The 21697-nt window shown below is 74.2% G+C and carries 14 protein-coding genes; 8 read left to right on the plus strand and 6 right to left on the minus strand.

Features of this window, described 5'->3' with window-relative positions:
• Nucleotides 1–3688 (plus strand): hypothetical protein (locus tag ACRWNP_RS12785; protein WP_431961248.1); only part of this gene is annotated, 3688 nt, incomplete at its 5' end.
• A gap of 12 nt (nt 3689–3700) precedes the next feature.
• Nucleotides 3701–6232: a right-handed parallel beta-helix repeat-containing protein gene (locus tag ACRWNP_RS12790; RefSeq protein WP_431961249.1), complete on the plus strand. Its 2532-nt coding sequence runs from the start codon at nt 3701–3703 to the stop codon at nt 6230–6232.
• 133 nt (nt 6233–6365) lie between these two features.
• Here ACRWNP_RS12790 and ACRWNP_RS12795 read toward each other — a convergent pair whose 3' ends face one another.
• Entirely contained in the window at nt 6366–8138 is a 1773-nt protein-coding gene (locus tag ACRWNP_RS12795) for an MOSC domain-containing protein (RefSeq protein ID WP_431961250.1), read from the minus strand.
• A gap of 203 nt (nt 8139–8341) precedes the next feature.
• Here ACRWNP_RS12795 and ACRWNP_RS12800 point away from each other — a divergent pair, with 203 nt between their 5' ends.
• Both ACRWNP_RS12800 and ACRWNP_RS12805 read left to right on the plus strand, forming a co-directional pair.
• Complete coding sequence (locus ACRWNP_RS12800; RefSeq protein ID WP_431961251.1) at nt 8342–9088, plus strand: GNAT family N-acetyltransferase; 747 nt, start codon at nt 8342–8344, stop codon at nt 9086–9088.
• A 426-nt stretch (nt 9089–9514) separates the two neighbouring features.
• Nucleotides 9515–10639: a hypothetical protein gene (locus ACRWNP_RS12805; RefSeq protein WP_431961252.1), complete on the plus strand. Its 1125-nt coding sequence runs from the start codon at nt 9515–9517 to the stop codon at nt 10637–10639.
• Nucleotides 10640–10657: 18 nt separating this feature from the next.
• Here ACRWNP_RS12805 and ACRWNP_RS12810 read toward each other — a convergent pair whose 3' ends face one another.
• Both ACRWNP_RS12810 and ACRWNP_RS12815 read right to left on the minus strand, forming a co-directional pair.
• Nucleotides 10658–11710, minus strand: a complete 1053-nt coding sequence (locus ACRWNP_RS12810) for a sulfite oxidase (protein ID WP_431961399.1) — start codon at nt 11708–11710, stop codon at nt 10658–10660.
• A 111-nt stretch (nt 11711–11821) separates the two neighbouring features.
• A complete protein-coding gene (locus tag ACRWNP_RS12815) occupies nt 11822–13114 on the minus strand; it encodes a GAF domain-containing protein (RefSeq protein ID WP_431961253.1) in 1293 nt (430 codons plus the stop codon).
• A gap of 171 nt (nt 13115–13285) precedes the next feature.
• Between ACRWNP_RS12815 and exaC the strand changes: the two genes are divergently transcribed.
• Nucleotides 13286–14809, plus strand: a complete 1524-nt coding sequence (exaC, locus tag ACRWNP_RS12820; RefSeq protein WP_431961254.1) for an acetaldehyde dehydrogenase ExaC — start codon at nt 13286–13288, stop codon at nt 14807–14809.
• A gap of 10 nt (nt 14810–14819) precedes the next feature.
• On the opposite strand, the gene ACRWNP_RS12825 is transcribed toward exaC, so the two are convergent.
• Nucleotides 14820–15230 (minus strand): DUF5133 domain-containing protein, encoded by a 411-nt coding sequence (locus tag ACRWNP_RS12825; RefSeq protein WP_431961255.1) that lies wholly within the window; start codon nt 15228–15230, stop codon nt 14820–14822.
• Nucleotides 15231–15328: 98 nt separating this feature from the next.
• Entirely contained in the window at nt 15329–16045 is a 717-nt protein-coding gene (locus ACRWNP_RS12830) for an STAS domain-containing protein (protein WP_431961257.1), read from the minus strand.
• Nucleotides 16046–16616: 571 nt separating this feature from the next.
• On the opposite strand from ACRWNP_RS12830, the gene ACRWNP_RS12835 reads away from it, so the two are divergent.
• From ACRWNP_RS12835 to ACRWNP_RS12845, 3 genes are all read left to right on the plus strand, one after another.
• A complete protein-coding gene (locus tag ACRWNP_RS12835) occupies nt 16617–17978 on the plus strand; it encodes an MFS transporter (RefSeq protein ID WP_431961401.1) in 1362 nt (453 codons plus the stop codon).
• A gap of 425 nt (nt 17979–18403) precedes the next feature.
• Entirely contained in the window at nt 18404–19087 is a 684-nt protein-coding gene (locus ACRWNP_RS12840; protein WP_431961258.1) for a winged helix-turn-helix domain-containing protein, read from the plus strand.
• The gene (locus ACRWNP_RS12845; protein ID WP_431961259.1) at nt 19084–20463 is read left to right on the plus strand and encodes an ATP-binding protein; all 1380 of its coding nucleotides are present in this window, start codon (nt 19084–19086) and stop codon (nt 20461–20463) included. Before ACRWNP_RS12840 ends, ACRWNP_RS12845 begins: the two co-directional genes overlap by 4 nt.
• On the opposite strand, the gene ACRWNP_RS12850 is transcribed toward ACRWNP_RS12845, so the two are convergent.
• Complete coding sequence (locus ACRWNP_RS12850; RefSeq protein WP_431961261.1) at nt 20442–21416, minus strand: TAXI family TRAP transporter solute-binding subunit; 975 nt, start codon at nt 21414–21416, stop codon at nt 20442–20444. The genes ACRWNP_RS12845 and ACRWNP_RS12850 overlap by 22 nt on opposite strands.
• Nucleotides 21417–21697 lie beyond the last annotated feature (281 nt).

Here is a 21697-nt window from a genome sequence, read left to right on the forward strand (position 1 = left end):
ACCCGCACCCAGCAACGGCAAGGGGCGTGCCGACGCCGACGCCGTGTCGCTGGACGAGGGGCCGGATCTGACCCCGCGCGCCGACGACCCGTTGTCGACGGCGGACGCCGAGGCGGCCGTGCAGGACGCCCGTCGCGACATGAACCGGGCGCACGCGGAGTTCAGGCGGCTTGAGGCGCTCGAACTGGTCGGAACGGGATCCTCGAACAGGACCGGGCTGGAGGCGGCGCGCGAGCAGGTCGTGACGGCGGAGCTGCGGCTCGCCGAGGCTGAGGCGGCCCAACTGAGGGTGGCGGCGGCCGAACACGCGTCGCCCGCGCCCGTACCGCTGGTGCCGCACACGCACGACGGGACCTCCGGTTCGGGCTCGGCCCCGTCTCCGCGGGACGCGGACTCGGTGTCCGGCACGGGGACGCTCCCCCCGGTACACGGATACTTCTCGGAGCTCACTGAGCCCCATCCGCGCCGGATCGACGAGGCCGACGGGACCTTCACCCGGTACGACGAGCACGGCGCTCCCGTCGCCATCGGCCGGCCGCTCCCGGCGCTGCCGGGCGTGCCGGACGGTCTGAACCTGGTCACCCCGGCGCAGGGTGCCGCCTGGCTGGAGGACGCGACCGGTACGCGCATCGCCCATTTTCGCGGCCAGGAGGTCACCTCCACGGCCGGCGGTCTGCGGGTGACCCACGTGGACACCGGCGGGCCCCGGGACGGGGAGTTCATCGAGATCGGCGCCGACGGCACCCTGGTCAAGCAGGGCTTCAACGTCCTCGACAAGGGCAGGCCCACTCCCTACCAGTACGTCCTGGACCACCCGAACGGCGTGTGGGCGCGCACAGGCCCCGCCGGCACCGGCACCGGTACGGGGGTGTTCCACCACGGCAAGGCGGACCTGACGGGCGCCGCGAACGGCAGGGTGGTGCTGCTCAGCGCGACCGGCTCGCCGGTCCCCGTCTTCGAACGCCGGGTGCTGCCCGGCGGCGAACTCCTCGACTCCTTCCGCCGCACCGACACCATCGACTTCGGCCGTACGAACCCCCGTACGAGCTGGGCGCGCTGGGGTGACGACGCCACCCTGTCCGGCGCGGGGATCCGCGAGTACGACACCGCGGGCACCGGCTGGCGCGACCTCGACGGGCGCGGCAACGTCGTCCACGAGTACCAGGCCGGTCTGCAGAAGCACGGCAACGGCACGGGCCACACACTGGCGCTCCGCAACGAGAACGGCGACCTGCGCTGGCACCGCTACGACGGCGCCGCCGAGGAACTCGCCGAGGGTCCGCGGACCCCGGACCGGTTCGGCTCCGGCTGGACGGACCTCGCCGACGACGGGCGGACCCTCGTCCAGCGCAAATGGGGCATGGGCCACCTGCCCGAACACGCCGGGCAGTACGAGGAGCACAAGATCGTGCCGGACGGCGCCGCGCCCGGTGGGTGGAGGACCGACGGGACCTGGCAGCGGCAGTCGCCGCACGGCAAGGAGGTCGGTAAGGCCGAGGTCGTCGACGGCCACCTGCTGGTCACCGAGCGGTGGCGTGAGCAGCGTCCGCCCGTCTGGGTCCGCAAGGGCTTCCTGCCCGGTGCGGGGCACGCGGAGGGTGCGTACGCCCATGTGCTCGGCGACAACGCGTACCAGCTGTTCACCTGGGAGAAGCGGCCGGTCGGCACTGGCACCGGCACGTCGGGCGTGCGGTACGTCGGTCTGGACGGCGGTGTCCTGGACCTGAAGGCGAACGGCGACTTCGCGCGCCTCACGACCAAGCTGCACGATGGCACCACGCTGAAGGTCGGCGACCACGCCCGCGGTCCTGGCTACGCCCCGGCCGACGCCTCGTACGTGCCCTGGGAGGAGTCCGGCGGCCGGCACGGCTACCGCGTGCCACAGCAAGGCTCTCCCGACGGCGCGCTGTGGCAGGACCGCTTCCAGGGGCAGGACGGGCGCCTGAGGGTCGCGCGCGAGGGCCTGCCGAACGGTGTCGTACGCGAGTACGTCGACGCGCCGGTCGTCGGCCATCCCTCGGGCCGCGGAACGTGGGTCACCCGTGACGCGCACGGCAACCTGACCGGCATGCGGTACCCGAACCCCAACGGGACCGCGAACAGCTTCATCGAGGGCGTGGGACGGGCGGACTCCGCGAAGTGGACGTGGCGGGAGGCGAACGCCCAGGGCACCCCCGTCGGCCGCTCCGGCTCCAGGGAGTTCTTCCGCGGCTCCAACGACCCGAAGCTGTCGTGGGACGACTCCTTCCGGGACTTCGACGCGAACCGCGGGCTCGTCCGCGAGCGCCGCATGCTCGACAAGGGCCGCTACGTGGAGGCCTGGCGCGACCCGGCCGCGGACGACCGCTGGCTGACCGCCGTGTTCAAGCGCGACGGCTCACGCGCGACCGCACCCGGCCAGGGCGTCCAGGTCCGCACCTGGTGGAACCGGGCCACCGGCACCTGGGACGACCAGTGGCGCCCCGGCGCCCGCCACTTCCGCGACGAACTGCGGTCCGCCGACGGCACCACGGTCGTCCTGCGCGAAACCCCGCCGCACCTGGACGGCCCGGTCCGCGTCCGCGAGTACGACCTCACGGCCGACGAGCCCCGCGCGGTCTGGCAGGAGTTCGACCACGACTCCGTGGTCCGCGAGCGCAAGGCCGTGAGGGGCGCCGAGGGCACCGTCACCGGATACCTGGAGACCGACGCCTGGCGCGGCCAGTGGAACCGCTACGACGCCGACGGCGAACTCGTCGCCCAGCGCACCGACAGCGGCCTGGTCTGGGAGCGCGGCGGTCCGTTCGGGCAGATGAGGCTGGTCGGCAACGAGTACGACTACCGCGGGCCGCTGACCGAGATCCGCGGCTGGGGCCGCCGGATCCGTGAGGCCCAGCGCATGCCGTGGTCGGGCACGATGCTCCCCGGCAATGCCGGTGCGGCGCTTCGGGAGGCCCGGTACCGGCCGTACTGGAAGGTGGTGGCGGGCAAGGCGCTCGTGGAGTTCGGGCAGGAGTTCGTTCTGGAGTTCGCCGCCAACCTGGTGGTGAATGCCATCGTCGACGCGGCCCAGCACAAGCAGTTCAACGGGAACGACGTGCTGAAGGCGTTCGCCAACGCCGCGGTGTCCTCGGGCGTCAAGACCGGAGTCGGCATCGCCGTGCACGAGAACCGGGCCGCCGGTTTCCGCGAGCTCGGCGACCTCAAGACGACCCTGGCCAACATCGACAGCGGCAAGCACCCGCAGCGCAGGCCGTTCAACCACGAGAAGACCTGGGCCAACGAGTGGGCCGGGAACGAGACCCCGACCCGCTGGCGCGGCGGCATCTACGACTTCGCCTTCAGCGCGGGCACCAGCACGATCTCGGGGTGGGTCAACGGCGCCATGAACGCCGCCGTGTGGGGTGTCAGCGACGCCAACGGGAACACGGTCAAGCTCAGCGGCGCCGACGCCTTCCTGGACGGCGGCATCAACGCCGCTGCGGCGCTCACCACCTCGGCCTCCACCGCGCTGGTGAAGAACGTGGTGGTGCTGGGCGGCGGCAGCCGGCTCTTCCACCGACAGGGCTTCGCGGACTTCTGGATCCAGCTACCCTTCAAGATCTTCGAGAAGTCGATCCAGTCGGTTTACCTGACCGGTGCGTACCGTGCGAGCATCAACCCGTCCTGGTACCAGGCACCACCGGCCGGCACCCAGCAGAAGCAGTAGAGGATCCGGAACATGACGCGTCACACCGTGGCCCCGAAAGGACAAGGCGGCCGGGGGGCCTTCCACCGGATCGCCGACGCGGTGCGCGCCGCCGCCCCCGGCGACGTGGTGGTGATCGCCCCGGGCACCTGGACCGAGGCCGTGGTGCTGGACCGCGCCGTCGTGCTCACGGCGGAGCACGGCCGGGGGAGCGTCGTGCTGGCCGCGCCGCCGGGGGAACGGCCCGCGCTGACCGTCGACGGCCCGGACTGCGCCGTGCACGGCGTCACCGTCTGGGGCGCCGACGACGGTGCTCCCGCGATCGCCGTGTCCCCGGGCGCCGGCCTGGTGCTGGAGGACTGCGCCGTCGAGGGCGGCCGCATCCAGGCCCGCGGCCCGGAGGACGAGGAGAGCGGGACGACCGCCCTGATCCTGCGGCGCTGCCGCCTGGAGCGCGCCCGCCTGGCCGGGCTGCACATGGCGGGGGCGGTCCGCGCCCGGGTCGAGGACACCAGCGTCACGGGCGTGGACGGCACCGGTGTCGTGCTGTCGGGCACGGCCCGGCTGGAGGCGGCCCGGCTGCGTCTGGACCGTACGACGGGATCCGGCGTTCGGCTGCGCGGCAGCGCCCGCCTCCGCCTCGCCGACTCCGTCCTGACCGGCACCGGCCGGGCCGGGCTGCTGCTGGAGGAGGCCGCCGAGGCCACGGCCGGCGAACTGCGGATCGAGTCGCCCGGCGCGGCCGGTGTGCACGTCACCGGCACGGCGCGCGCCGACCTCACCGACTGCCGGATCCGCGGCGCATCCGCCAGCGGGGTCGTCGTCCAGGACAACGGCGTGCTCAACGCGCAGGGCTGCGCCGTCGCCGACGCGGGCGCCAACGGTCTCCTGCTCACCGGCGCCGCGCAGGCCCGGCTCGCGGACTGCCGGATCGACCGCAGCGCCTTCAGCGCCGTCCACCTGTCCGGCACGGCCACCGGGCGGCTGACCGACTGCCTCGTCCGCGACGGCGCCGAGCACGGCGTGCACGCGGCGGGCGAGGCCCGGCTCGAACTCGCGGACTGCGGGATCAGGAACGTCGCCATGACCGGCGTCGCGGTGGCCGAACAGGCCGTGGCTTCGGTCACCGGCTGCCGCATCGACGACGTGGCGACGGGCATCGGGGTCGGCTCGGCCTCGGAGAGCCGGGTCGAGAACACCACGGTGACCGGGACCAAGGAGATCGGGGTGCAGGTCGCGACCGGCGGCGTCGCGGTCCTCACCGGGATACGGGTCACCGGGGCGGGCGCGGCGGGCGTCGTCGTCGACAAGGGCGCCGAAGCCACCGTCAGCGGCGGCTCGGTGGAGGACTGCGGTGGTTCTGGTGTCGTGGTGTGGACCGGGGCCCGGCCCACCGTCGCGGACCTGCGCGTCGAGCGGCCGGCGAAGAACGGCGTCTTCCTCGCCGAGGGCGCCGGCGGCACCTTCACCTCCCTCGACGTGTCCGGCTCCGGCTTCCCCGCGCTCCACGTCGGCGCGGGGGCGGACCCGGTCTTCCGGCACTGCCGGATCCGGGACTGCGCGGACGCGCTCGGCACGGACGGGGGCGCGGCCCCGGTACTCGACGACTGCACCGTCGACGGCGCTCCCCTGACGTACGGCGAACCCGCGCCGGCCCCGGCGGCGCCCGCCCCGGGCGCACCCGCCGGCCCGCCCGGGGGAACGCGCCCGGAGTCCACCGCCGACGACGACCGGGAAGAGCCCGAGGAGACCCTCGACGACCTGCTGGGTGAGCTGAACGCCCTCGTCGGCCTCGACCGCGTCAAGCACGACGTCGGCTCGCTGGTGAAGCTCATGCAGACGGTCCGGCGCCGCGAGGAGGCCGGGCTGCCCGCCCCGCCGCTCAGCCGTCACCTGATCTTCGCGGGCAACCCCGGCACCGGCAAGACCACCGTGGCCCGCCTGTACGGGCGGCTCCTGAAGGCCCTCGGGCTGCTGCGCGAGGGTCACCTGGTGGAGGTCGACCGTACGGCCCTGGTCGGCGAGTACGTCGGCCACACCGGGCCCAAGACCACCGCCGCCTTCAACCGCGCCCTGGGCGGCGTGCTCTTCATCGACGAGGCCTACAGCCTCGCCCCGGTGGGAGCCGGCAACGACTTCGGCACGGAGGCCGTGGCCACCCTGGTCAAGCTGATGGAGGACCACCGCGACGACGTCGTCGTGATCGCCGCCGGCTACCCGGGCGACATGGACCGCTTCATCAGCTCCAACCCGGGCCTGTCCTCCCGCTTCGGCCGCACGCTGCTCTTCGAGGACTACGCCGCCGACGAGCTGGTCTCGATCGTCGAGTACCAGGCCGCGGAGCACCAGTACGAGCTCACCCCCGCCGCCCGCGCCGAGCTCACCCGCCTGTTCGAGCTGCTCCCGCGCGGCGAGGGCTTCGGCAACGGCCGTTCCGCGCGCCAGATGTTCCAGGAGATGACCGAGCGGCAGGCGCAGCGAGTCGCCGAGCTGGACGACCCCACCGCGGACGAGCTCATGGCCCTGGAGTCGCAGGACCTCCCGCAGCCCGCGGTCCGCGGCTGACCGCCCGGCCCGCAGCCGAGCGCCACAGCCCAGCGCCGCGGCGGGCTCAGTCGCCGGGGACGGGCGGCACGGCGGGGGCCGGGCGCGCCTCCGTCCGGGCCACCCCCTGCTCCTCCGGCTGATCGGGGGCGTCCTACAGATCGAGCACCAGGTCCGTGCGCGGCTGCGAGCAGCAGATGAGGGCGTTGCCCTCGGCGGGTTCGTCCACGGGCTCCGGTGCGTACCCGACACCACCGGTCAGGACCGGGGTCTCACAGGTGTGGCAGACCCCGGTGCGGCACGACCAGCGGGTCGGCACGTCGCAGGCCTCCGCGAGTTCGAGGAGCGTGCCGTACGCGGGGTGCCACGGCACGCTGATCCCGCTGCGGGCGAAGGACACCGACGGCCCGGTCGGCTCGCCGGGCGGGGCCGCGGGCGGGTGCGGGGCGCGGGCCGTCGCGCCGACCACTCCGGGGTTGACCGAGGACAGCGTGCCGAAGGTCTCCGTGTGGACATGGTCCGCGGCCAGGCCTCCCGCGGTCAGCGCCTCCGCCATGGCGTCCATGAAGCCCTGCGGCCCGCAGACGTAGGCGTCCGCGTCCGGCGGCAGCTCCAGCGCGGCGATCCGCGCCGCGTCGAGCCGGCCCGCCCTGGTGTAGTCGGCGCCCACGCGGTCGCTCTCCCGCGGCCTGCTGTACGCGATGTAGGCGTGCGCGCCCGCCAGCCGCCCCATCAGCGCCCGGGACTCCGCGGCGAACGGATGGTTCTCGCCGTCGCGCGCCATGTGCAGCCACCACACCTCGCGCCGGGCGCAGTCGTCGGCCAGCGCGTGCAGCATGGCCATCACCGGCGTGGCGCCCACCCCCGCGGACAGCAGCACCACCGGCGTGTCGCCCTCGGCGAGCACGAAGGTGCCGCGCGGCGCGGCGGCCTCCAGCAGATCGCCCTCCCGTACGTGCCGCCGCAGATGGCCGCTGCCCAGGCCGTGCGGTTCGTGCTTGACGCTGATCCGGTACTCCGCCGCGCCGGGCCGCCCCGACAGGGAGTAGGTGCGGATCAGCGGTGGCCCGTCGGGGTCGCGCCGGATCCGGACGGTGAGGAACTGGCCCGGCATTCCGGCCGGCAGCGGGCTGCCGTCCTGCGCGGCCAGCGTCAGCGAGAAGATGCTGCTGCTCTCCTCCCGGACCCGGGTCACCCGCAGCGGGCGGAAGCCCGGCCACGCCGGTGGAGGGGCCGCCGCCCCCGTCAGCCCCGGGTTGCCCGCGGTGCCGCCTCCGTCCCCCACCTGGGCGTCGAGCAGGGCCCGCATCGAGGCCTGCCACCCCGGACTCAGCGCGGGGATGCGCAGGGCACGCTCCACCTGCTCCCTGGGGTGCCCCGGCAGGTACAGCAGCGCGTCGATCTCGGCGACGGTCATCGCCTCCGGACCGGTCGCGAGCTTGACGATCTCGTCGCCCGCGGTGACCTCGCCCTCCTCCAGCACGCGGAAGTAGAAGCCGGGGCGCCGGTGGGCCACCAGCAGCGCGGCCATCCTGGGCTCCGCCATGCGCATCCCGACCCGGTAGCAGGTCACCCGCGGCTGCGTGACCTCGAAGACCGCTCCGCCGATGCGGTACCGGTCCCCGATGCACACTTCGTCGTCGGGCAGCCCGTCCACGGTGAAGTTCTCGCCGAACTGGCCGAAGGTGAAGTCGTCCCGGCCGAGCTCCTTCCGCCAGTGGCGGTACGAGTCCAGCTGGTACACCAGCACCGCCCGCTGCTCGCCGCCGTGCCCGCCGACGTCTCCCTGCCCGTCGCCGTCGATGTTGAGCCGCCGGACCATACGCGGGCCCGAGACCGGCTCCTTCCAGACGCCCGTGAACGTCGTCCGGCCCTGCCACGGAACGTTCTTCGGCATACCGACGCTGACGGCGACCAGTGTGGCCATGCGCCATCTCCCTCGTAGCGCGAGCCCCCCACCTCCCGGCCACGGTATTACGCGGCTCGCGCCGCGCAACCCGGCCGGTGCCCAGCGATCGACACCGCCCGGGCCGGGATTCCCGGGCCCCGCCCGGGATTGCGGGCGGGCACAGCGGTGTTGACCATCCCGACAGCCGCCGGCCCCTCCACGGACGGAGACCCGCACCACCCATGTCCACCACTGTTGATCACGCCCACTCCGCGGAGTCCGACGGCGAGCCCGCGCCGTCCGGCGTCGCCCCCGTCCTGGACAACCCCGTGTGGGCCGCCCTCGCCGGCCCGCACGCCCGCTTCGCGGAGGTCCGCGGCCGTGCGGCCCGCTACCGGTCCGACATGTCCCTCTTCGCGGGTCTCGCCGACCCGGCCGACCCGGCCGCCTGGGACGACCTGGCCGCGCTGCTCGGCCCCGGCGGCACCGCCCTGGTCACGGGCTCACCCGTGGTCCCCGACGGCTGGGAGGTGGTCGAGGGCGGCGAGGGCGTGCAGATGGTCGACAGCGCGCTCCGCGCCGAGCACGCCCCCGAGGCCGTAGGGCTCGGCCCCGGCGACATCGACGACGTCATGGACCTGGTGGAGCGCACGCGGCCCGGGCCGTTCCTGCCGAGGACGCTCGAACTCGGCACGTACCTGGGCATCCGGGAGAACGGCCGGCTGATCGCCATGGCCGGGGAACGCATCCAGCCGCCCGGGTGGACGGAGATCAGCGCCGTCTGCACGGACCCCGCCCACCGTGGCCGCGGTCTGGCCACCCGCCTGGTGCGCGCCGTGGCCGCGGGCATCAAGGAGCGCGGGGACACCCCGCTGCTGCACGCCGCCGCGAGCAACACCAACGCGCTCCGGCTGTACGAGTCGATCGGCTTCAGCCACCGCCGCCGGACCCTGTTCCTGCTGGTCCGCGCGCCGCGGACGCAGGGTTAGACCAGGGTTACCTTGTCCGTCCGCTCCCGGTCCTCGCCCGCACCGGCGGGGCCGCGGGGCGGGCGGCCGCGCCGGCGGTGCCGGCGGTCCGACCGGCCTGACCGGGGACGCCGTGGCGCCGGCGGTCGGCCGCAGCACCCCCGCCCGCGCGTCCAGGACCTGCACGAACGGATTGCGGTCCGGCCCCTGCTCCAGGCGGAGGCAGTGGTCCGGCTGCTGCCCGCGAGCAGCGCGACCTCCTCCCGCCGCAGCCCACCGCCGTCGAGGCCGGCGTCCTCGGGCCGGACCAGCTCTGTCAGGCCCGCAGGAAGTCGCCTATCGCATTCCAGCCTCCATGCGCCGTACGCCAGTTCGCCCCCGCCCGCGTGCCCGGCCCTGACGCCCCCAGGCTCGGCCCGGCGGTGACCGTCGGGGAGGATGGCCCGCATGGTTGACGGGAACTCCGGCCTCGCCCGCGGCGACATGCTCGACGAAGGGCTTGCGCTGGCGCTGATCGGCGCCGCATCCACTGCGGAGTGCCTCCCCGTGGGTGGTGCGACGATGATCATCGGCACTGCCGGGACGCTGATCACCGTCCCGGCGGGGGACGTACCGGGGCGCAGTGGTGTGTGGAACGCCCAGGAGATCCGTCTGCTCGGCCCCGCACCCGCCCCGGTGCTGGAGCGGCTCTGGGAGTGGACCGATCTCCATCTGCTCGTCCGCGTGGACGAGGGCCTGCTCTACCTCGGCACGGGCCACGTGGGAGAGATCGGTTCGCACCTTCCTCCCGGCGGCACCGAGTACGAACTCGACGACTGCAAGGTACGACCACAGACGCCCCTCAGCCGGGCGCTGCTCCAGCGGGTCCGCCCGCCGCACCCTGCCGCGACCCGCCCCGGCCTGGAGTGGCTGGACCATGTGAACGGCGACCGTGCCCTCGCGCTGGAGCAGTTCGTCACGGGCTGGTACCCGGCCACCGCCGACGACGCGGAACCACCGGTCGTACCGGGCGGCTACGTGGACCTGCCCGCAGGGCTCGCTCAGCTCTACGAACTGGCCATGCGGCGTCCGGGCGTCCTGGGCGTCCAGAACCGCATGGTCGAAGACCTCGGCCGGGAGACCGACCGCTGCGGCGACATGCGCGTCATCGGTGTCGAGAACCAAGGAGGGTTCCGCTGGTCCACGCTGTGGACGCCCGGCGAGCCCGAGGACGATCCCACCGTCTGGCACCGGGTGCACGACGAACCGCCGGTTGCCGAGAACGAACCGCTCAGCGGCTTCCTCCTCCAGTTCGCGCTCGACGAGGCCGCGACGGGCGCCGACTACGTGGCGGTGGCACACGGAATCACCGGAGCGGAGGTCGAGCCGCTCACCCGGGAACTGCGCCCGGTTCCCCTCCGGCCCTTCGAGCCCGGGTCGGCCACGCGTTTCCACGTGGCACCGGGACTCGTCCTGAGCGTCTCGAAAGGCTGGAGCGAGGACCGGTTCAACGTACAGGCCGGAGCCACCGACCGCGGTGCCCTGGGCCTCCTGCCGCACGACGGCGTCGGCTGGCTCGCATTCGACGGGTGACCGCGCCCCGCGCGGGCCTCAGACGCCGGGCGCCAGGCACACCACCGGGACGCGCTGGACGAGGTTGTTGGCGAAGCCGCCGCGGTTCCAGGGCTGTTCCAGCGGCTGGGTGTGGCCCTCCGCGTCGGTGGCGCGGACGCTGAGCACGTGCCGGCCGGGCGTCGCCTCCCAGGTGGTGTGCCAGTGCCGCCAGGCCCAGGGGTGGCCCTCGTCGTCGAGTTCGGCCGCGTGCCAGGTGTGGCCGCCGTCCGTGCTCGTCTCTACACCGACGACCGGCGCGCGGCCGGACCACGCCCGGCCCTCCAGACGCTGCGGGCCCGGCCGCACCACGCGAGTGCGCGTCATGAAGTCGGGGAAGCCGGGCGGCACCATGAGGGCGCGCGGCGCGATGCGGGTCACGGGCTCCCCGGGTTCGCCGGGTTCCTGACGGAAACGGTAGGCGACGGACTGCTGGAAACCGGTGAAGGGGGTGTCCGTGAGCGTGATGTCACGCAGCCACTTCACGTGCGCCATGCCGTACCAGCCGGGGACCACCAGGCGGACGGGGTGGCCGTGCTGCGGCGGCAGGGGCGCGCCGTTCATGGCGTACGCCACCAGGACCTCGGGATCCGCGGCGGTGGCGGCGTCGACCGTGAGCGAGCGCTGGTAGTCCTGCTCGACCCCGCGCTCCACGCCGTGGTCGGCGCCGGTGAAGACCGCCTCGACGGCGTCGGGTTCCACGCCCGCCTCCCGCAGCAGGGTGCGCAGCGGCACGCCCGTCCAGTCGGCCGTGCCGACCGCCTCGTTCAGCCAGGGCTGGCTGACCGGGCGCGGGGTCAGCCCGGCGCGGCCGTTGCCGGCGCACTCCATGGTGACCCGGTGCGTGACGGCCGGATACCGGCGCAGGTCGTCCAGGGACAGTTCCAGCGGGGCGCGGACCTTGCCGCCGACGGTGAGCCGCCAGGTCCGGGCGTCGGCCGCCGGGATGTCGAAGTGGACCAGCACGTAGTGCAGGCCGGGTGGTGTGACGTCGTAGCGCAGGGCCTCCAGCGGGAGCGCGTGGTTGCGGGCCGCCAGGCCCAGTTCGTCCATGCCGATGCCCTCGGCCGGGCCGGCCAGCCGGGACGCGGCGCTCACGTGCGCGATGCTCGGATCATCCACCCCACCAGTGTGCCCCGGCAGGTCCCGCCAGGTCGCTCCAGGTCACAGCCGGGCATGGTCCAGCCGTGCCCGCAGCACCGGACGCCGCGGCGACTCGGGGGGCAGCGCGCGCAGTGCCGCCTGGAGCAGGTCGACGTCGTCGTGGTTGCCGGGCCGGTCCAGCCAGTCGAGCAGCAGCCTGGCGTCGCCACGATCGCGCAGGGCGCGGCGCAGCGCCCAGTGGAGTTCCTCGCGCGCGTCGACGATGGCGGGGGCGTCGGAGCCGGGCAGCAGGGCCCCTGGATAGCGGGCCAGGGCCCGGCGGTGGGCGCCGCGGGCCAGGAGGGCGCGGACCTCGTCCGCGTCCGTGGTGGCCGGCAGCAGCAGCCGGTACGGGCGCGAGCCCAGCACCTGGGGACCGAGCAGCCGGCGCAGCCGCGACATCTCGGCCCGCGTGGTGACCCGCGCCGACTCGTGCTCGTGCAGCCGGGCGGCGAGCGCGTCGGCGCCCAGCCCCCGCGGATGCCGGGCCAGCAGGAAGACGATCTCGGAATGGCGGGGGCTCAGTTCGACCGTCCCGTACGGGGAGGTCAGCAGTGCCCGGTCGCGTGCCAGCACCTCCAGCCGCGCCCCGGCGGGCGTCGTCCCCCGAGCAGCGACGGCCGGCAGGACGCCGCGCAGCCGCAGCAGCCGCAGTTCGGCCTCGGCCGCCGCCACGGTGGCCCGCACCAGGGCCAGCGCGTGCGGCGCCGCGATGTGGTCGCCGCCCGTCAGGTCGATCACGCCGATCACCGCACCGGTGTCCGGGTCGCGGACCGGGGCCGCCGAGCAGCTCCACGGGTGCACCGGGCGGATGAAGTGCTCGCCCGCGTAGATCTGCAGGGGCCGCCCCAGCGCGACCGCGGTGCCGGGCGCGTTGGTACCGGCCGCGTCCTCCGCCCACTCCGCGCCCTCGACGAAGCCGATCCGCTCGGCCCGTGCCGCCAGCCCCGGCGTGCCCTCGACCCACAGCAGCCGGGCGCGCTCGTCGCCGACCGCGACCAACTGGTCGCTGTCCTGGGCGGGTTCGACGAGCAGGCTGCGTACGACGGGCAGCACCGCCGCCATCGGGTGCTGCCGCCGGTAGTCCCGCAACTCCGCCGCGCCGAGCCCGGGGGAACGGGGGCCGTCGGCCTCCGGGTCCACGCCGCGGTTGAGCGAGCGCTGCCAGGAGCCGAGGACGACATCGCGCACCGGCCGCGGCGGGCGTCCCGTCGACAGGAACTCCTCGTGCGCACGCGCCACGTCCCGCCGCAGGAGGTCCGGATCGGTCCCCGGCGGCCAGGCCGCGTAGGACGCCGCGTACGAGACAGTCATGGCCGTCCCCGGGTAGGCACGGACCGGTGCCCGGCGGCACCGGGTGGGGTGCTGCCGAGTGTAGTTCCGTGGTGGCGTTCCGCCGCAACCCTGTTGCAACCTTGCGCGTCCTACGGTCCCCCCAACCGCCGTCCGCGACGGAGCGGGCGGCTCGCAATGGGAGGCCGCCCCATGACCCGGTACGCCAACCCCGGTTCCGACGACGCGATCATGAAGTACCAGTCACGCTACGACCACTGGATCGGCGGCGAGTACGTGCCGCCCGCCCGCGGCGAGTACTTCGGCAACCCGACCCCGGTCACCGGCGAGATCTTCACGGAGGTCGCCCGCGGCACCGCCGAGGACGTCGAGCGGGCCCTCGACGCCGCCCACGCGGCCGCGCCGGGGTGGGGCCGTACGTCGGTGACCGAGCGGGCGGGCGTCCTGAACAGGATCGCGGACCGTATGGAGGCGCACCTGGAGGAGCTGGCGGTCGCCGAGAGCTGGGAGAACGGCAAGCCGGTCCGGGAGACCCTCGCCGCCGACATCCCGCTGGCCATCGACCACTTCCGCTACTTCGCGGGCGCCATCCGCGCCCAGGAGGGCAGTCTCGCCGAGATCGACGACGACACCGTCGCCTACCACTTCCACGAGCCCCTGGGCGTCGTCGCGCAGATCATCCCCTGGAACTTCCCGATCCTGATGGCGACCTGGAAGCTCGCCCCGGCCCTGGCCGCGGGCAACGCCGTCGTCATCAAGCCGGCCGAACAGACCCCGGCCTCCATCCACTTCTGGATGAGCCTGATCGCCGACCTGCTGCCGCCCGGCGTGGTCAACATCGTCAACGGCTTCGGCGTCGAGGCCGGCAAGCCGCTCGCCTCCAGCGCGCGCGTCGCCAAGGTGGCCTTCACCGGCGAGACCACCACCGGCCGGCTGATCATGCAGTACGCCTCGCAGAACCTGAAGCCCGTCACCCTGGAGCTGGGAGGCAAGAGCCCCAACATCTTCTTCGACGACGTCTCCCGCGCCGACGACGACTTCTACGACAAGGCGCTGGAGGGCTTCACGATGTTCGCCCTCAACCAGGGCGAGGTCTGCACCTGCCCGTCCCGCGCGCTGATCCAGGGCGGCCACTACAACGCCTTCCTGGAGGCGGCCGTCACCCGCACCGAGAAGATCGTCCAGGGCCATCCGCTGGACACCTCCACCATGATCGGCGCCCAGGCCTCCAACGACCAGCTGGAGAAGATCCTCTCCTACTTCGACATCGGCCAGCAGGAAGGCGCCAAGGTCCTCACCGGTGGCGAACGCGCCGAGATGGGCGGCGAACTGGCCGGTGGCTACTACGTCCGTCCGACGATCCTGGAGGGCGACAACCGCATGCGCGTCTTCCAGGAGGAGATCTTCGGCCCGGTCGTCGCCGTCACCTCCTTCGGCGACTTCGACGACGCCATCGCCACCGCCAACGACACGCTGTACGGCCTCGGCGCCGGCGTGTGGACCCGCGACGGCAACACCGCCTACCGCGCCGGCCGCGCGATCCAGGCGGGCCGCGTCTGGACCAACTGCTACCACGCCTACCCGGCGCACGCCGCGTTCGGCGGCTACAAGCAGTCGGGCATCGGCCGCGAGACGCACAAGATGATGCTCGACCACTACCAGCAGACCAAGAACCTCCTGGTCTCGTACTCGCCGAAGAGGCTCGGCTTCTTCTAGGCCGCCGCCGTCAGCTCCCGCCGGTCAGCCGGGCGGTGACGGTTTTGGGGCGCTGGTACTCGTGCAGGGCCGGCGTGCTCAGGTCCGTGCCGTGCCCCGAGGGGTACCCCGGCCGCCGTGCGGGAGCTCGGCCGTTCGCACCAGGTGGCAGTTGAGCCAGACCTCGCCGGCGTCCAGGCGGCCGGCGAGGTCCAGGCACGTGGGTCAGGTCCCGGCTCCACACGCTCGCCGCCAGGGACTGCGGGACCCCGCCGGCCAGTGCCACTGCCGCGTCCACATCCCGCGTGCCGGTCGCCACGCACAGCGTGTACGAGACGTCCGCCATCCGGCGGCGCACCTCGGGGTCCCCGGGGTCGAGCATCCTCAGCGTCCGGTGACTGTCGACCAGGTCGTCGAGCACGGCGGGGTGCGCCAGCAGCACGTCTTCTCCTGTGGGGCGGTGTCATGGGGTCAAGCCGCTTACCTGGCTGCCGCCTACCCCCACTTCGTCCGGGCACGCAGCGGGAGAACGGGGATCCATCAGCGGCGGGTCCGCTCCGGCAACGCGGTGACGATGATCTCGCGGGTCGCCGTGCTGTCCTCGACCGTGCGGAACCCGGCGAGGGCCAGCGCGTCCAGCACCGCCGCGTGGAGCGGGCGCCGGGACGTCCCGGCCGGATGGGGCGGCGCCGTCGCACCGGGGCCGAGCAGGGTGTCCCAGCGCACGACCACGCCCCGGGGCCCCGCCTCCACGACGGGGCGGTCCTCGCCGCCGTCGTGCTGCGCGAGTGGCAGACCCGCGTCCAGCAGGGCCAGGCACACCGCCGTGTACAGGCGCCGGACGTCCGCGCCGAGCCGGTGGGCCGACGGACGGGACGGGGTCAGCGCCCCCCGGTTGCCGGTGAGGTCGAGCAGCCGCAGGACGGTGTCGCTGGCGGCGGTCACGGTCAGCGTCCGGTGCGCCGCCAGGGCGCGGTTGCGCAGCTCCAGCAGGGCGTAGAGCCCCGCGCCGTCGCAGCGGGTGACGTCGCGCAGGTCCAGGTCGAGGCCGTCCCCCGCCTCCAGGGCGGCGAAGAGGGCGCGGCGCAGTTCCGCGGCGGTCCCGGCGTCGAGCTCGCCGATCAGGACGGCCTCGGTTCGCTCGGCGCCCTGGGGACTGAGCAGGATGGTCAGGCGCGTATGGGACTCGTGCTGCCCGGCGAGTTCGGGTCCCGCGGGGACGGAGTGCACCCGCAGATCGGGAGAGCGGTCCGACATGCCGTACCTCCTGCACTTGCGCTGCTCGCCGGTGCGTGCGTCACCTCGGCGTGGAGTGCTGATGGGAAAACGTGAATGACACCCAGGGGCCCGCGTGAACATTTCCGGGCAAAGGGGTGACATCGGCATGATATGTGCTGGAGGGCCGGTTGGCGCCCGGTGTGCCGGGAACGACCGCCCGCGCGTCGCGGCGACGGGCCCCGCCCGGTCGGTGGCCGCCCGGTATGAGGGCGCACGGCAGTGCGGCGCTGTCCGTCGCGGCGGTCATCGAGCCTCCTGTCCATGAGGGAGGCCGGCCCCGCCACAGGGCCGGCCCTCCGGGAGTCCGGTTCCGAGAAGCCATACGGATCGGGACGCCCACCACGGTAGGCGCCGCCACTGACAACCGGCTCGTCGGCGTCCCCCGCGGCTGCCGGGCGGCGCGGAGCCCGTGACCGGTTTCTTAGCGGAACGTTAGATCTCGGCGCCGGACCTTGTCCGGGCGAGGCGCGGGCCCACATGCTCTGGGCACTTCGCCCCGTCCCCATCAGGGCCTTTCCCACTGGAGCCGCCGATGTCGCCGACTTCCGCCATGCCCGCGCCGCCGTCCGCCGAGGAACGCGGCAAGCGCCGCCTCGCCCTCATGGGAGGCTCGCTCGGCAATCTCGTCGAGTGGTACGACTGGTTCGTCTACGCCAGCTTCGCCATCTACTTCGCCGACTCCTTCTTCCCCGGCGGCAATCCGACCACCCAGCTGATGAACACCGCCGGCATCTTCGCGGTCGGCTTCCTCATGCGCCCCGTCGGCGGCTGGGTGCTCGGCCGCGCCGCCGACCGGCACGGCCGCAAGAGCGCGCTGAGCCTCACCGTCACCATGATGTCGGTCGCCGCTCTATTGATCGCGATCGCACCGACGTACGGACAGGCCGGTTACACCGGCGCGCTCATCCTGCTGCTCGCCCGGCTGCTGCAGGGCATGAGCATCGGCGGCGAGTACGCGGCCAGCGCGACCTACCTCACCGAGGTGTCGGCCCGCAACCGGCGCGGACTCGGCTCGTCCTTCCAGTACGTGTCGATGACGGCGGGCCAGCTGCTGGGCCTGGCGATCCTGATCACCCTCCAGCACGTGCTGACCACGGACCAGCTGCACGACTGGGGCTGGCGCGTGCCGTTCGTGCTGGGCGCGGTCTTCGCCGTCGTCGTCTTCTGGATCCGGCGCAGGCTCGAGGAGACCGACGCCTTCGCCGAGGAGGACGGCGAGCCGGACGGCGCCCGGGGCTCGCTGCGGCTGCTGTGGCGGCACCGGCGCCAGGCGCTGCTGGTCATGGCGCTCACCCTGGGCGGCACCGTCGCCTACTACACGTACACCACCTACCTCACCAAGTACCTCATCGGCAGCGCCGGAATGGCCAAGAACACCGCCACGCTGGTCAGCTTCACCGCCCTGTTCGTCTTCGCGCTGCTCCAGCCCCTGGCCGGCGCGCTGTCCGACCGGATCGGCCGCCGGCCGCTGCTGATCACCTTCGCCGTGGGATGCACCCTCGGCACCTACCCGATCATGACGGCACTCGGCTCGGCCTCCTCGTACTGGCCCGCGCTCGGGCTGTCGCTGCTCGCCCTCGTCATCGTCACCGGCTACACCTCGATCAACGCCGCCGTGAAGGCCGAACTGTTCCCGACCCGCGTCCGGGCACTGGGCGTGGCGCTGCCGTACGCGATCGCCAACGCGCTGTTCGGCGGCACCGCGGAGTACGTGGCCCTGTGGTTCAAGGACGCCGGTCACGAGACGGCCTTCTTCTGGTACGTGTCGGCGTGCGCGCTGGTCTCCCTCGTCACCTACGTCCTCATGCCCGACACCAGGAATGCCCCGCTCAGCCGCGCCGAGGAGGCGGCCGGCGACCGGGCGCCGCGGCCCGCCCGGTCGCCGGCCGAGGGCGTGGTGCCGCAGGCCTGAACCTCGCGGAGCTCCGGCGGCGCGGTCCGCGAAACCGGCAAGGGCCGCGTAGGTGGTCAAGAGCCCGTGCGCCGTCGCGCAAGATCCCTGACCGCGCCGTGCTCACGGCCGGGCCGGCCGCCGTGCGATCCCCGCATGGCGGCCGGCCCGGCGGCCGTCCCCCACCCGGCGGGACGGGCGCGAGGAAGGGGGCTCGGCGGCCCGGACCCGTCGGCGGACACGCCGCTTCTTCATCCGGGTCACCGGACGAGACTCCTCGCAGACTGACGATCAACCGCACAGGGGGCCCACGTGCCCCTCCACCTCCACTTCCGAACAGTCGTCCGCGAAGATCGGTTGACCGAGTTCGCAGACCTTCCCAAGTCGGCGGTGGCGCACCGTCGGCTCTACCGCCACCTCCCCACCACCGCCAAAGGACACCCCGTATGCACGCGCTTCTCGTCGAGGACGACGACCGCATGGCCCACGCACTCGGCACGGCACTCGCCCAGCGCGGGCACACCGTGCGACGCGTCGGCCGGGCCCTGGACGCCCTGCGGTTCGTGCACGAGGCGGAGTTCGTCCTGCTCGACCTCGGGCTCCCGGACCTGGACGGGCTGGAGCTGCTGCGGCGGCTGCGCGCCGTCTGCGGTGCCCCGCTCATCGTCGTCACCGCCCGCTGCGGGGAACGCGACATCGTCCAAGGGCTGCGCGCCGGGGCCGACGACTACGTGGTCAAGCCCTTCCGCATGGCGGAACTGATCGCCCGGATCGACACCGTGCGCCGCCGCACCTGCCCGGCCGCCGCCGGGCGCGACCGGCCCGCGCCGCCCGGTGCGCCCGTCACCGTCGGCGACACCGAGATCGACCCCGTCGGCCGTACCGTCACCGTGGCCGACGACGAAGTACGCCTCACCCGGCGCGAGTTCGACCTCCTCGCCCACCTCGCCGCCCGGCCGGGTGAGGCCCACTCCCGCGAGGAGATCCTCGACCGGATCTGGGGCGACGCCTTCCTCGCCGCGTCCCGCTCGCTCGACGTCCACGTCGCGGGCATCCGGGCCAAGACCGGCCGTCCTGCCCTCATCCGTACCGTCCGCGGCTTCGGCTACCGGCTCGGGGACGGCCGGTGACGCGCCGCCTCCTCGCCGTCCTCACCGCCCTGATGGGCGCCGCGGCTCTCCTGCTGTCGCTGCCACTCGCCGACGCCTACGCCCGTGAACGCACCGAGCACCTGCTGCTGCAGCGCCGCGCCGAGGCCGTACGCTTCGCCGACCTCGCCGAGCGGGCGCGCAGCGCCGCGGACCGCGCCGAACTGGCCGCCGAGATCCGGCGCTACGCGCAGCTCTACGGGGCCGGCGTCACCGTCGTCGACACCGCCGGGCGCACCCTGGCCCGCTCCGGCTCCCGCAGCCCCGCCGGCGCGTTCACCGAGGCGAGCGGCCGGGCCCTGACCGGGCGGTCCACCGAACGGCTGCCGACGCTGCGCCCGTGGGGGCCGCGCAGCGTCGTGGTGGCCGAGCCGGTGGGCCGCGACGAACGGGTCAGTGGCGCCGTGCTGCTCACCGTGCCCACCGCCGCCGCCCGGCGTGACGTCGCCGTCCGCTGGTGGCTGATCGGCGTCGGCGCCCTCGCCGCGTTCACCGCCGCGGCGCTCGTGGCCGCCGGGATCGCGCGCTGGCTGCTGCGCCCCGTCCGCGACCTGGACCGCGCCGTCGAGGGGCTCGCCTCCGGCAGCCTCCAGTCCCGCGCGGTCTCCGACTCCGGGCCGCCGGAACTGCGGCGTCTGCGGCGCCACTTCAACTCCATGGCCGAGGCCGTGGCGGACTCCATCGGCCGCCAGCGCGACTTCGTCGCGGACGCCTCCCACCAGCTCCGCAACCCCCTGGCCACCCTCGTCCTGCAACTGGAGAACGTCGAGCCCCACCTGACCCCGGGCCCCGGTCGCGCCGAGCACGCCCGCGCCCTGGACGAGGCCGAGCGGCTCGGGGAACTCCTCGACGGGCTGCTGGCCCTGGCCCGCGTCGAAGCGGGCGACGCCCCCCTCGCCGACGAGGACGTCACCGCGGCGGTACGACGACGCGTCGCCGCCTGGGAGCCGGTGTTCAGCGCCTCGGGGCTGCGCCTCAGTGCGGACGTCCAGGACGGGCTGCGGGCCCGCACGCTGCCCGACGCCGTCGGCCGGGTCCTCGACGCGCTCCTCGACAACGCCGTCAAGTTCGTGCCGTCCGGGGGCCGGGTGGACGTCCACGCCGCCCGCCGCGAGGACCGGCTGCTGGTGTGTGTCGGCGACGACGGGCCGGGCGTTCCACCCGACCATCTGCCTGTCCTGCTGCGGCGCTTCGCCCGGGTCCCCGGGCACCAGAACGTGCCCGGCAGCGGCTTGGGCCTCGCCATCGCCGACGAGATCGCCCGCTGCAGCGGCGGCAGCCTCACCGTTCGCGGTGCCGCCCCGCACGGGCTGCGCTTCGAGCTCCGCCTGCCTCCTCAGCCGAACACCGAGCGGTAGTACGCCGCCGCCCCCGGGTGCAGCGGCACGCTCCCGGTGGAGATCGCGAACCGCGGCTCCAGGCGCGCGCCCGCCGTCACCTCCGCCAACAGCACCCGCCGGCGGTCGAACACCACGGCCAGCAGCTCACGCACCGCGTGGTCCGGCACATCGGCCCGGGCCGTGAGGTAGTTGCTCACCCCGATCGTGCCGACCGGCTCCCGCAGCCCGTAGGCGCCCGCCGGGATCGTGACCGCGCAGTACACCGGCCCGTAGACGGCGCGCAGCCCCGCCACATGACCGTCCAGGGCCAGGAAGCGCAGCGGCAGCTCCCGGGCGAGGTCGGCGAGAAGCGGCGTCGGCACCCCACCCGACCAGATCAGCGCGTCGACCTCGCCGTCGCGCAGCGCCGCGGCGGACTCCGCCGCCTCCAGCTGGCGTGCCCGCACCGCCCGCGCGCCGGTCAGCCCGGCCGCACGCAGCAGCCGCTCCGCGACGACCTGCGCGCCCGAGCCCGACGCGCCCGCGGCCACGGGCCGCCCGGCGAGCTGAGCCAGCGTGCGCACCGGCCCCCGGGCCGGCACCACGACATGCGTGTAGTTGACGTACACGCGGGCCAGCGCGGTCACCGCGACCGGGCGCGGGAACATCTCGCGTCCCAGTACCGCGTCCTCGGCCGCGTCGGCCATCGTGAGTGCGAGCTCCGCGGAACCGGCATCCAGTTTCCGGAGGTTGTCCACGCTCGCCGCGGTCGCCAGCGGTACGACCTCCAGGCGTTGCCCGCCCGTCCCCGCGGCCTGTGCCAGGGCCTGCCCGAAGGCGTTGTACGGGCCGCCCACCGCCCCCGTCGCGATTCTCAGCCGGGTCACCGGGCCCGACTGTCCTCGGCACGCCGTCACCAGCGCCGCGAGCGCCCCGCCGCCCGCGGCGAGCAGGCTCCGGCGGGTCGTGGTGGGCGTATCGGCGCGGATCATCCGGGCAGGCTAGCCACTTTCCGTTGCGGTGTCAGGCCCCGGACGCGCGGCGTCCGGGGCCGGGTCCCCGGTCAGCGGCCGGCAGTGCCGCCGCGCAGGCTGGTCACGACGCGAGGACGGTGCCCACCGACAGGACGGCGGCGAAGCCGATCACGGCGGGTGCCGGCGCGGCGTGTGCGCCTCGTCGCCGAACCGATCGTGATGCGGTGCGCGCCCGATCATCCGCTCGCGGCCGAGGAGGAGGTCACGCTCGACCTGCCTGTTGGCCGTCGAGCGCTGCG

This window comes from Actinacidiphila sp. bgisy160, from assembly GCF_965342435.1.
Taxonomy (GTDB): Bacteria; Actinomycetota; Actinomycetes; order Streptomycetales; family Streptomycetaceae; genus Actinacidiphila.

Bases quoted from the DNA above. Each gene is read 5' to 3' on its own strand.
- ACRWNP_RS12790 (WP_431961249.1), top strand. From the start codon at position 3,701: ATGACGCGTCACACCGTGGCCCCGAAAGGACAAGGCGGCCGGGGGGCC.
- ACRWNP_RS12795 (WP_431961250.1), bottom strand. From the start codon at position 8,138: ATGGCCACACTGGTCGCCGTCAGCGTCGGTATGCCGAAGAACGTTCCG.
- ACRWNP_RS12800 (WP_431961251.1), top strand. From the start codon at position 8,342: ATGTCCACCACTGTTGATCACGCCCACTCCGCGGAGTCCGACGGCGAG.
- ACRWNP_RS12805 (WP_431961252.1), top strand. From the start codon at position 9,515: ATGGTTGACGGGAACTCCGGCCTCGCCCGCGGCGACATGCTCGACGAA.
- ACRWNP_RS12810 (WP_431961399.1), bottom strand. From the start codon at position 11,710: ATGGACGAACTGGGCCTGGCGGCCCGCAACCACGCGCTCCCGCTGGAG.
- ACRWNP_RS12815 (WP_431961253.1), bottom strand. From the start codon at position 13,114: ATGACTGTCTCGTACGCGGCGTCCTACGCGGCCTGGCCGCCGGGGACC.
- exaC (WP_431961254.1), top strand. From the start codon at position 13,286: ATGACCCGGTACGCCAACCCCGGTTCCGACGACGCGATCATGAAGTAC.
- ACRWNP_RS12830 (WP_431961257.1), bottom strand. From the start codon at position 16,045: ATGTCGGACCGCTCTCCCGATCTGCGGGTGCACTCCGTCCCCGCGGGA.
- ACRWNP_RS12835 (WP_431961401.1), top strand. From the start codon at position 16,617: ATGCCCGCGCCGCCGTCCGCCGAGGAACGCGGCAAGCGCCGCCTCGCC.
- ACRWNP_RS12840 (WP_431961258.1), top strand. From the start codon at position 18,404: ATGCACGCGCTTCTCGTCGAGGACGACGACCGCATGGCCCACGCACTC.
- ACRWNP_RS12850 (WP_431961261.1), bottom strand. From the start codon at position 21,416: ATGATCCGCGCCGATACGCCCACCACGACCCGCCGGAGCCTGCTCGCC.